Source organism: Mycobacterium sp. 1423905.2, from assembly GCF_001673155.1.
Lineage (GTDB): Bacteria > Actinomycetota > Actinomycetes > Mycobacteriales > Mycobacteriaceae > Mycobacterium.
On record NZ_LZLE01000256.1, the window covers coordinates 24,577 to 34,440 of the forward strand.

Here is a 9,864-nt window from a genome sequence, read left to right on the forward strand (position 1 = left end):
AGGTGGAAGGTGCTGGGTGCCCGCTTAGGACCAGCTATCATGTTCGTAGGTAGTGGCGTTATCTGTGCTGCCACTGCTCAAGAGATGTGCGTGCACGTAGCGGGCCCCGCCACCTGTGGAGCAGCGGGCCGGCGCCTCGGCGACGTAATCGGAGTCGGAACTCGTGCGCGCGTGAACCGCGACACATAAACGCACGGACCCGACTGGATATCGTCACCGAAAGGCTTCTCCCTACCGTATGACTGAACTCAACAGCACAACCGAATCTGCACTGACATTTGCCCAACTCGGCGTACGCGACGAAATTGTGCGCGCATTGGCCGAAAAGGACATCCATATTCCCTTTGCTATCCAAGAGCTGACGCTGCCGCTTGCACTGGCCGGCGAGGACTTGATCGGCCAGGCCCGCACCGGTATGGGCAAGACCTTCGCCTTCGGCGTGCCATTGCTGCACCGGATCACGTCCAACACCGCGGCGCGGCCCTTGACCGGGGCGCCCCGGGCTTTGATTGTGGTTCCGACCCGTGAGCTGTGCCTGCAGGTCACCGGTGACCTCGCCACCGCGGCCAAATACCTGACCGTCGACGGCGGCCGGCCTCTGTCGGTGGTGTCCATCTACGGTGGACGCGCCTACGAGCCGCAGATCGAGGCCTTGCAGAAGGGCGCCGACGTCGTCGTGGGCACTCCCGGCCGGCTGCTCGACCTCTGCCAGCAGGGCCACCTGCAGCTGGGCGGGCTCTCGGTGCTGGTGCTCGACGAAGCCGACGAGATGCTGGACCTGGGCTTCTTGCCGGACATCGAGCGCATCCTGCGCCAGATTCCCGCCGACCGGCAGTCGATGCTGTTCTCGGCGACGATGCCCGACCCGATCATCACGCTGGCCCGCACCTTCATGGACCAGCCCACGCACATCCGCGCCGAAGCCCCGCACTCGGCGGCCACGCACGACACCACCGAGCAGTTCGTCTACCGCGCGCACGCGCTGGACAAGGTCGAACTGGTCACGCGGGTGCTGCAAGCCGAGGGCCGCGGCGCGACGATGATCTTCACCCGCACCAAGCGCACCGCCCAAAAGGTCGCCGACGAACTGGGCGAGCGGGGCTTCAAGGTGGGCGCCGTGCACGGCGACCTGGGACAGATCGCGCGCGAGAAGGCACTCAAGGCGTTCCGCACCGGCGACATCGACGTGCTGGTCGCCACCGACGTCGCCGCCCGCGGCATCGACATCGACGACGTCACCCACGTCATCAATTACCAGATTCCCGAGGACGAGCAGGCCTACGTGCACCGCATCGGGCGGACCGGCCGCGCCGGTAAGACGGGCGTCGCGGTCACCCTGGTGGATTGGGACGAGCTGCCGCGCTGGTCGATGATCGACAAGGCGCTGGGCCTGGGCACACCCGAGCCGGCCGAAACCTATTCCAGCTCGCCGCACCTCTACGCCGAGCTGTCCATTCCGGCCGAGGCCAGCGGCAACGTGGGTCCGGCGCACAAGACGCAGGTCAAGCGGCGCGAGCCCAACGGCGAGGTCGCCGAGAAGCCCGCCCGCACCCGCAACCGCGCGCCGCGTCGGCGCACCCGTGGCGGCAAGCCGATCTCCGCGCACCCGTCTTCGACCGGCGCGGACGCCAGCGCGGAGACCGGATCGGAGCCGTCGACCGGCGCCTCCCCCGCTCGCCGCCGCCGTCGTCGCCGTAAGCCCGCCGAGGCTGCGGCTTCCGCCAACTGACCTAACCGCACGCCACGCGCTGGGCATGGTCAAACCCGAACGCCGCACCAAGGCCGACATCGCAGCCGCGGTGACGATCGCGGTCGTCGTCGCCGTCGTCGCCGGGCTGATCTGGTGGACCAGCGACGCGCGGGCCACGACCAGTCGCCCAGCGGCACATCCCATTGCCACCCCCACCCCCGCCCGCGAGGTTCCCGCCACGCTCAAGCAGCTGTGGGCCGCGGCCAGCCCCGGCACCCGGGCACCCGTCGCGGTGGGGGGAACGGTGGTGACCGCCAACGGGCGCCAAGTGGACGGCCGTGACCCCGCGACCGGCGAGTCGTTGTGGAGCTACGCCCGCGACACCGACCTGTGCGGCGTGAGTTGGATCTACCACTACGCAGTCGCCGTATACCGGGACGAGCGGGGCTGTGGCCAGGTCAGCACCATCGACGGCGCCACCGGCCGGCGCGGGCCGGCCCGCAGCAGCTACGCCGACCCTCGGGTGCGCCTGTCCACCGACGGCACCACCGTGTTGTCGGCCGGCAACACTCGGCTTGAGATGTGGCGCTCGGACATGGTGCGGATGCTGGCTTACGGCGAGACCGACGCACGGGTCAAACCGTCGGCGCGCGGGCTGCACTCGGGATGCACGCTGGAATCCGCCACGGCCAGTTCCTCCGAGGTCGCCGTGCTGGAAGCCTGCACCAACCAAGCCGATGTGCGGCTGGTCCTGCTGCGGCCGGGCAAAGAAGACGACGAACCGCAGCAGCAGATAGTCCAAGAACCCGGGATACGACCCGGATCGGGCGCTCGCGTGCTGGTCGTCTCGCAGAACCACACCGCGTTGTATCTGCCGAGCCCGCAACCTCGCGTCGACGTGGTCGACGAGACCGGCACCACCGTGGCCAGCACCCTGCTGGCCAAGCCGCCGTCGGACTCGGCGGTGGCGTCGGTCAGCGGCAACCTGGTGACCTGGTGGACCGGGGACTCGCTACTGGTCTTCGATGCCAGCAACTTGGCCCAGCGCTACACCATCGCTGCTGGAGAGACCGCGGTGCCGCTGGGGCCGGGGGTGATGATGGCGGGCCAATTGCTGGTCCCGGTCACCGGCGCGATCGGCGTCTACGACCCGGTCAGCGGCGCCGACACCCGTTACATCCCAGTGGACCGGCCGGCCAGCAGCGCACCGGTGATCCCGGCCGTGTCGGGGCCCAAAGTCATCGAGCAGCGCGGCGACACGCTAGTGGTCCTCGGCTGACCCGACGCTAGAGTTCCACGGCGAAGGTAGGCAGCGGCTTGCCAGATTTCCAATGCTTGATCAGCGCCTGCGCCAATTCGCGGTAGGCCACCGCGCCCTTGTTCTTGCGTCCGGAAATCACCGACGATCCCGACGCGCTGGCCTCGGCGAAGCGTACGGTGCGCGGAATGGGCGGTGCCAGCACCGGCAGGTCGTAGCGGTCGGCGACGTCGAGCAACACGTCGCGGGTGTGGGTGGTGCGGGAGTCATAGAGCGTCGGCAAGGCGCCGAGCAGCTTGAGGTCGGGGTTGGTGATCTGCTGGACGTCAGACACGGTGCGCAGGAATTGGCCGACGCCGCGATGAGCCAACGTCTCGCACTGCAACGGCACGATCACCTCGTCGGCGGCGGTCAACCCGTTGAGCGTCAGCACCCCCAGCGACGGCGGGCAGTCGATGATGACCACGTCGAAGTCGTCGGACAACTTGGCCAGCGCGCGCTTGAGCGCATACTCGCGCCCGGCCCGCATCAGCAACATCGCCTCGGCACCGGCCAGGTCGATGTTGGCCGGCAGCAACGTCATTCCCTCGAGCGTGGTGACCAGCGCGGCGCTGGGCTCGACATCACCGAGCAGCACTTCGTGCACCGACACCGGCAATTTGTCCGGGTCCTGACCCAACGAGAACGTCAGACAGCCCTGCGGGTCCAGATCCACCAGCAAGACTCGCCGACCCTCATCCAGCAACGCCGCACCGAGGGAGGCGACCGTCGTCGTCTTGGCCACCCCGCCCTTTTGGTTGGCTACCGCCAGTACCCGCATCTTGGTCACAAGCGCCGCTCCTGTCCGTTCGCTACGCGTGGCGCGGATTACAGTGCCCATCCTGGCATGTTCGCAGCGTTGCGGTTCGGGCGACGGGCCCGGCATGTCCCCGAGGAGTCGTGCGGGCAGAATCGGTCGGCATGGGACTTCACGACCACCGCCTGCTGCTACTCCGCCACGGCGAAACCGAATGGTCCATATCGGGCCAGCACACCGGTCGTACCGACATCGACCTGACGGACACCGGACGCGAGCAGGCAGAGCTGGCCGGCAAGGTACTCGAGCAGCTTGACCTAGTCGACCCGCTGGTGATCAGCAGCCCGCGCAAACGCTCGGTCGACACCGCCGAACTGGCGGGCCTATCCGTCGACGAGGTCTCCGAAGTGCTTGCCGAGTGGGACTACGGCGCCTACGAAGGTCTGACCACAGACCAAATCCACGAACAGGAACCAGACTGGCTGGTGTGGACGCACGGCTGTCGCGACGGGGAAAGCGTCGCCGAAGTCAGCGATCGCGCCGACCAGGCGGTGGCCTTGGCCCTCGAGCACATGGAATCGCGCGACGTGGTCTTCGTCAGTCACGGGCACTTCTCCCGGGCCGTGATCACCCGGTGGGTCGAGCTGCCGCTGGTCGAGGGCAGCCGGTTCGGCATGGCCACCGCCTCGATCGGTGTCTTGGGCTTCGAACACGGTGTTCGTCAGCTCAGCGTGCTCGGCTTGACGGGCCATCTGGGCGCGTGAATCCAGCCGAACCACCATTCGCGCTGTGCGGACCGGGCGGGGTGCTGGTGGCCGATGGGGTTCGGGCGCGCTACTCCGACGTGTCGGCCGCGCAAGCGGCACTGCGTTCGCAGCAAGTACCAATCGTGATGGGCGCGTTGCCATTTGACTTGAACCGACCGGCCGCGCTGCTGGTGCCCGACGGGTTGACGCGCTCCACGGCGCTGCCCGACTGGCCCACCGGCCCGATGCCTGCGGTGCGCATCGAGGCCGCCGTCCCGCCGGCTGCCGAACACCGCGCGCGGATCGATCGCGCCCGCGCAGAGTTGGCCGCACCCGGTGCACGGTTACACAAGGTGGTGTTGGCCCGGGCGTTGCGGATAGTCGCCGATGATGGTCTGGACGCCCGGATTGTATTGCGCCGCTTGGTTGCAGCCGATCCCACCGCCTACGGTTATCTGGCCGACCTGAGCGGCGCCGGTGCCGATTACCGGGGGCAGGCCTTGGTCGGTGCGAGCCCCGAGCTGCTGGTCGCCCGATCCGGTGACCGGGTCACGTGCCGGCCGTTCGCCGGGTCGGCGCCGCGCGCCCTAGACCCCGAGACCGACGCCGCCAACGGCGCCGCCCTGGCCGCGTCGACCAAGAACCGCCACGAGCACCAACTCGTCATCGACACCATGCGGGCCGCGCTGGAACCCCTCTGCGACGAACTCACGATCGCCCCCGAGCCGCAATTGAGCCGCACCGCCGCGGTCTGGCACCTGTGCACGCCGATCAGCGGTCGGTTGCGTGAGTCTTCCACGACGGCAATCGATTTGGCCCTGGCGCTGCATCCCACGCCGGCGGTCGGCGGGGTCCCCACCGACGCGGCCGCCGAGCTGATCGCGGTGTTGGAGGGTGACCGCGGCTTCTACGCCGGCGCCGTCGGATGGTGTGACGCGCGCGGTGACGGCCACTGGGTGGTGTCCATTCGCTGTGCGCAACTGTCGGCCGACCGCCGTACCGCGCTCGCTCACGCCGGCGGCGGAATTGTCGCCGAATCAGACCCGGACGACGAAGTCGCGGAAACCACAACCAAATTCGCGACGATATTGACTGCGCTCGGAGTTCAGCAATGACCGGCAACATTCGTCGCGCCACACCGCAAGACAGCGCGGATATCGCGGCCATGATTCACGAGCTGGCCAAATTCGAGCATGCCGCGCAGCAGTGTTTCGTCACCGAAAGTCAAATCGCGGCAGCGCTGTTCGGTGATCCACCGACCGTGCATGGGCACGTCGTCGAGACCGACGGTGAGGTCGCCGCGATGGCGTTGTGGTTTCTGAACTTCTCCACCTGGGACGGTGTCGCGGGCATCTACTTGGAAGACCTCTACGTTCGGCCGAAGTATCGCCGTCGCGGCCTGGCGCGCGCGCTACTGGGCACGCTGGCGCGCGAATGCGTCGACAACGGCTACACGCGACTGACGTGGGCGGTGTTGAACTGGAACTCGGATGCCATCGCGTTGTACGACGGCGTGGGCGGGACACCGCAGACCGAGTGGACGACCTACCGGCTGTCCGGTTCGCGACTGGCAGCGCTGGCCCAACCACGCTGATCGCCGCCGGCGGCCCACCGCACCGCCGCGGGGCTGAACAACAAGATCAGCGCGGCAAGAGCTACTACGCCCAGCGGGATCCCGATCCCTGGTCGATGCGACCCCACCGCGGCATACCACGCGACCGGCAGCAACAGGAGTTGGGTGAACACGGACAGTCCACGGCCCCACCGCTTGCCGAGCAGCAACGCCCGACCGGCGGCCCCCACCACGGCGCCGATCAGCAGAAACCACGCCGCCGTGCCCAGGCCGTTGACGACATGCTGGTCGGCGCCGGCCAACGCTCGCACTGTCAAGACGGCGGCTATCACCAGCGACGCAATCCCTTGGGCGACAACGACCAGTCCGGCCAGACGCACCGGAGTGGGAGGTCGAACGGTCACAGCGCCAGCGTAGTCACGCCGCTTGGTCGCGCGGTTTCGCCGAGTGTGCGCTGACGGCTTCCAGCGTGTGGTCACGGCGGCCGAATCGCGGATTTCCCGCCGCTGAAGCACACTCGGCGCCAGGGGTACACGCTCGATCGCTGGCCGCCGCTGCGCGGCGGGCATCGTCGCCACGGCTAGCCCAATCGCGCGACTCCTCCTCCCGCCGCTACGCGGCGGGCATCGTCGCCACGCCTAGCCCAATCGCGCGACTCCTCCTCCCGCCGCTGCGCGGCGGGCATCGTCGCCACGCCTAAGCTCATGCTTCATGCGCGCCATGTTGATCGTGAATCCAATCGCCACCACCATCACACCGGCCGCGCGCGATCTGGTCACCCACGCGCTCGAAAGCCGCCTCCAGCTCACCGTCAGGCACACCAAACACGCAGGTCACGCCGAGGAACTCGGCCGCGAGGCGGTTGCCGACGGATACGACATGGTCGTTGTCCATGGCGGCGACGGCACGGTGAGCGCGGTGGTCAACGGCATGCTCGGTCGGCCCGGCACTGGGTTGCCGGAGCGGGTGCCCGCAGTGGGAATCGTGCCTGGCGGCTCGGCAAATGTCCTGGCCCGGGCGCTGGGCATAGCGAAAGACGCCCCGGCGGCTTGCAACCAATTGATCGCCCTGGTCGACGAATACGAGCGCCACCGGCAGTGGCGCCGCATTTCGCTGATCGACTGCGGCGAAATCTGGGCCCTAGTCAACGCCGGCATGGGCGTCGACGCCGAGGTCGTCGAGGCGGTAGAAGCCAAGCGCAAGAAGGGCGTCAAGGTCACGCCACTCAACTACTGGCGGGTTGCGGTGCCCGTCTCGGTGGCCTTCAGCCGGCGAGAGCCCAATCTCATCCTGGAACAGCCCGAGCGCGAACCCGTTTCAGGTGTGCACTTCGTCTGGGTGTCCAACACCAACCCGTGGACCTACAGCAATAACAAGCCCATGGTCACCAACCCCGGATGCAGCTTCGAGACCGGCCTGGGCCTGTTTGCGCTCACCAGCATGAAGGTCATCCCGACGTTGAGATTGCTGCGCCAGCTGCTCGCTAAACGGCCCAAGTTGGAAGCCGAACAACTGATCCGCGATGACGATGTGGCCTATGTCCGGATCAAGACCATGGCCGCCCCGGCGGCCTGTCAGTTCGACGGAGAATATCTCGGCCTGCGCGAATCCATGACGTTCCGCGCTGTCCCCAATGCGTTGCAGGTGGTCGCTCCGCCCCCGCGGAAATAGGCGTTGAGCTGCCCGAAGAGAAGCTGTGACCGGCTTGGGACAGAAATGTATGGCGCAACCGGGCGGGCAGTGTAGTACAACGGACTAAGGGCTCAAGTAAGAGATCACTAAAGTGAGATAGCCCACGAGGGCCCGTAACACTATTGACATCTGTTGAGCCTGTGAAACGATCAAAAGGTTGCATGCAAGAGAAGCGTGAAGGTACTGGAAACCCTTTCTTGTGCAAGCGTTAACAGCCAAGGAAAAAGTCCCGTGCGCGATGCTGCGCACGTAGTGAGGAGTAGCAACTAATGGATTGGCGCCACAAGGCGGTCTGTCGTGACGAGGACCCGGAGCTGTTCTTCCCGGTTGGGAACAGCGGCCCGGCGCTCGCACAGATCGCTGACGCAAAGTTGGTCTGTAACAGGTGTCCAGTGACAACGGAATGTCTTGGCTGGGCCCTGAACACAGGCCAGGACTCGGGCGTCTGGGGCGGTATGAGCGAAGACGAGCGGCGCGCACTGAAGCGTCGCAATGCCCGGACGAAGGCCCGCAGCGGAGTCTGACGATTTCGTGACTGCACAGTGCGGCCCCGACGACGTCGGGGCCGCACTGTTGTGTATAGCGTTCACAGCACCAACCGGCCGCGCCGCCCGATCGGCACCCGTAGCACCACATCGGTGCCGCGCTCGCCGCCCTGCCGCATCCCCAAGGAGCCGTCCAGCTCCGCCGACACCAGCGTCCGCACGATCTGCAGGCCCAGGCTGTCGGACTTCTCCAGACTGAACCCCTCAGGCAAGCCGCGCCCGTCGTCGTGCACCACGACATCCAGCCAGCGGGCCGAGCGTTCGGCCCGAATGGTCACCGACCCTCCGGCGGCGGCCGGATCGAACGCGTGCTCGATGGCGTTCTGCACCAACTCGGTAATCACCATGATCAGGGCGGTGGCCCGGTCGGAGTCGAGCACCCCGAGGTCACCGACCCGGTTGATGCGGATGGGCCGGTCCACCGACGCGACGTCGTTCATGATCGGCAGGATCCGATCGATCACCTCGTCGAGGTTGACCTGCTCATCGACCGACATGGACAGCGCGTCGTGCACCAGCGCGATCGAGGAGACTCGTCGCACCGACTCGATGAGCGCTTCGCGCCCCTCGGCGTTGACGGTCCGGCGAGCCTGCAACCGCAGCAGCGCGGCCACCGTCTGCAGGTTGTTCTTCACCCGGTGGTGGATCTCGCGGATGGTGGCGTCCTTGGAGATCAGCGCGCGGTCGCGACGTTTGACCTCGGTGACGTCGCGGATCAAAATCGCGGCGCCGGCGTTCTTGCCGTGCACCACCAACGGCAGCGTGCGCAGCAACACGGTGGCGCCGCCGGCATCGACCTCCATGCGCATGCTGGATCCGCCGGCCAGCAGACCCAAGATGTGCTCGGCGACTTCCTGCGCTTCGAATGGGTCGGAGATCAGCGGCCGGGTGACCTTGATGAGGTTATGACCCTCCAAGTCGCTGGTCAGGCCCATCCGGTGATAGGCCGACAACGCGTTCGGGCTGGCATAGGCGACGACGCCGTTGACATCGAGCCGGATGAAGCCGTCCCCGGCCCGGGGGGTGGAGCGTGACATCGCCACGTCGCCGACGTCGGGGAAAGTGCCCTCGGCGATCATGTGCAGTAAGTCCGTCGCGCAATCGCGGTAGGCGGCCTCCAGATGACCGGACATGCGCTCGATGGCCACATCGGTCTGATGCTGGGTGAGCACCGCCACCACTTGCTCGCCGTAGCGGACCGCGGAGGCCTCGACGTGCGGTCCGGGCAATGCCCAGGACTGGGCGTCGCCGTCTTCGATCTCCCGAACGGCCGCGCCCGTCTCGAACGTCGCGGCCACTAACGGCAGTTCCTCGGCGGCGACCACACTGCCCACCGCGTCGGTCTGCAGCACTGTCGGCGCGGTATTCGGCCGGCACTGGGCGACACACACCAGCACGCCGTCGTCGCGTCGCACCCACATCAGGTAGTCGGCGAAGGACAAGTCGGCAAGCAGCTGCCACTCCCCGACCACCGCGTGCAGGTGGTCAACCGCATTGCCTGGCAGCACCGTGTGCTCGGCCAGCAGATCACCGAGTGTGGACATGCAACTACGCGGGCCCGGGG

At 67.3% G+C, this 9,864-nt stretch carries 10 protein-coding genes; 7 read left to right on the forward strand and 3 right to left on the reverse strand.

Translation table 11 applies throughout. From position 1 onward, the window contains the following. The first annotated feature begins 238 nt into the window (after nt 1-238). Entirely contained in the window at nt 239-1,729 is a 1,491-nt protein-coding gene (locus tag A9W95_RS16455) for a DEAD/DEAH box helicase (protein WP_067414798.1), read from the forward strand. 25 nt (nt 1,730-1,754) lie between these two features. Continuing rightward, nucleotides 1,755-2,969, forward strand: coding sequence for a hypothetical protein (locus A9W95_RS16460; RefSeq protein ID WP_067414801.1), 1,215 nt, complete (start codon nt 1,755-1,757; stop codon nt 2,967-2,969). A gap of 7 nt (nt 2,970-2,976) precedes the next feature. Here A9W95_RS16460 and A9W95_RS16465 read toward each other — a convergent pair whose 3' ends face one another. Then, nucleotides 2,977-3,777 (reverse strand): ParA family protein, encoded by an 801-nt coding sequence (locus A9W95_RS16465; RefSeq protein WP_156746244.1) that lies wholly within the window; start codon nt 3,775-3,777, stop codon nt 2,977-2,979. Between the two features lie 131 nt (nt 3,778-3,908). On the opposite strand from A9W95_RS16465, the gene A9W95_RS16470 reads away from it, so the two are divergent. From A9W95_RS16470 to A9W95_RS16480, 3 genes are read left to right on the forward strand one after another with little or no spacing between them, the layout of a single operon-like run. After that, nucleotides 3,909-4,508, forward strand: a complete 600-nt coding sequence (locus tag A9W95_RS16470; RefSeq protein ID WP_067414803.1) for an acid phosphatase — start codon at nt 3,909-3,911, stop codon at nt 4,506-4,508. Beyond that, nucleotides 4,505-5,605 carry an isochorismate synthase MenF gene (locus A9W95_RS16475; protein ID WP_067414805.1) on the forward strand — a complete coding sequence of 367 codons (1,101 nt, stop codon included), beginning with the start codon at nt 4,505-4,507 and terminating at the stop codon, nt 5,603-5,605. The genes A9W95_RS16470 and A9W95_RS16475 overlap by 4 nt, the downstream gene beginning before the upstream one ends. Beyond that, a complete protein-coding gene (locus A9W95_RS16480) occupies nt 5,602-6,084 on the forward strand; it encodes a GNAT family N-acetyltransferase (protein WP_067414808.1) in 483 nt (160 codons plus the stop codon). Before A9W95_RS16475 ends, A9W95_RS16480 begins: the two co-directional genes overlap by 4 nt. Here A9W95_RS16480 and A9W95_RS16485 read toward each other — a convergent pair. Then, entirely contained in the window at nt 6,036-6,467 is a 432-nt protein-coding gene (locus A9W95_RS16485; RefSeq protein WP_067414831.1) for a hypothetical protein, read from the reverse strand. The genes A9W95_RS16480 and A9W95_RS16485 overlap by 49 nt on opposite strands. 307 nt (nt 6,468-6,774) lie before the next feature. Between A9W95_RS16485 and A9W95_RS16490 the strand changes: the two genes are divergently transcribed. Both A9W95_RS16490 and whiB1 read left to right on the forward strand, forming a co-directional pair. After that, entirely contained in the window at nt 6,775-7,734 is a 960-nt protein-coding gene (locus tag A9W95_RS16490; protein ID WP_067414811.1) for a diacylglycerol kinase family protein, read from the forward strand. A 290-nt stretch (nt 7,735-8,024) separates the two neighbouring features. After that, on the forward strand, nt 8,025-8,279 hold the full coding sequence (gene whiB1 / locus A9W95_RS26395) for a transcriptional regulator WhiB1 (RefSeq protein ID WP_003874607.1): 255 nt from the start codon (nt 8,025-8,027) through the stop codon (nt 8,277-8,279). Nucleotides 8,280-8,341: 62 nt separating this feature from the next. On the opposite strand, the gene A9W95_RS16495 is transcribed toward whiB1, so the two are convergent. Next, nucleotides 8,342-9,844: a sensor histidine kinase gene (locus A9W95_RS16495; protein WP_067414814.1), complete on the reverse strand. Its 1,503-nt coding sequence runs from the start codon at nt 9,842-9,844 to the stop codon at nt 8,342-8,344. Between the last annotated feature and the right edge of the window lie 20 nt (nt 9,845-9,864).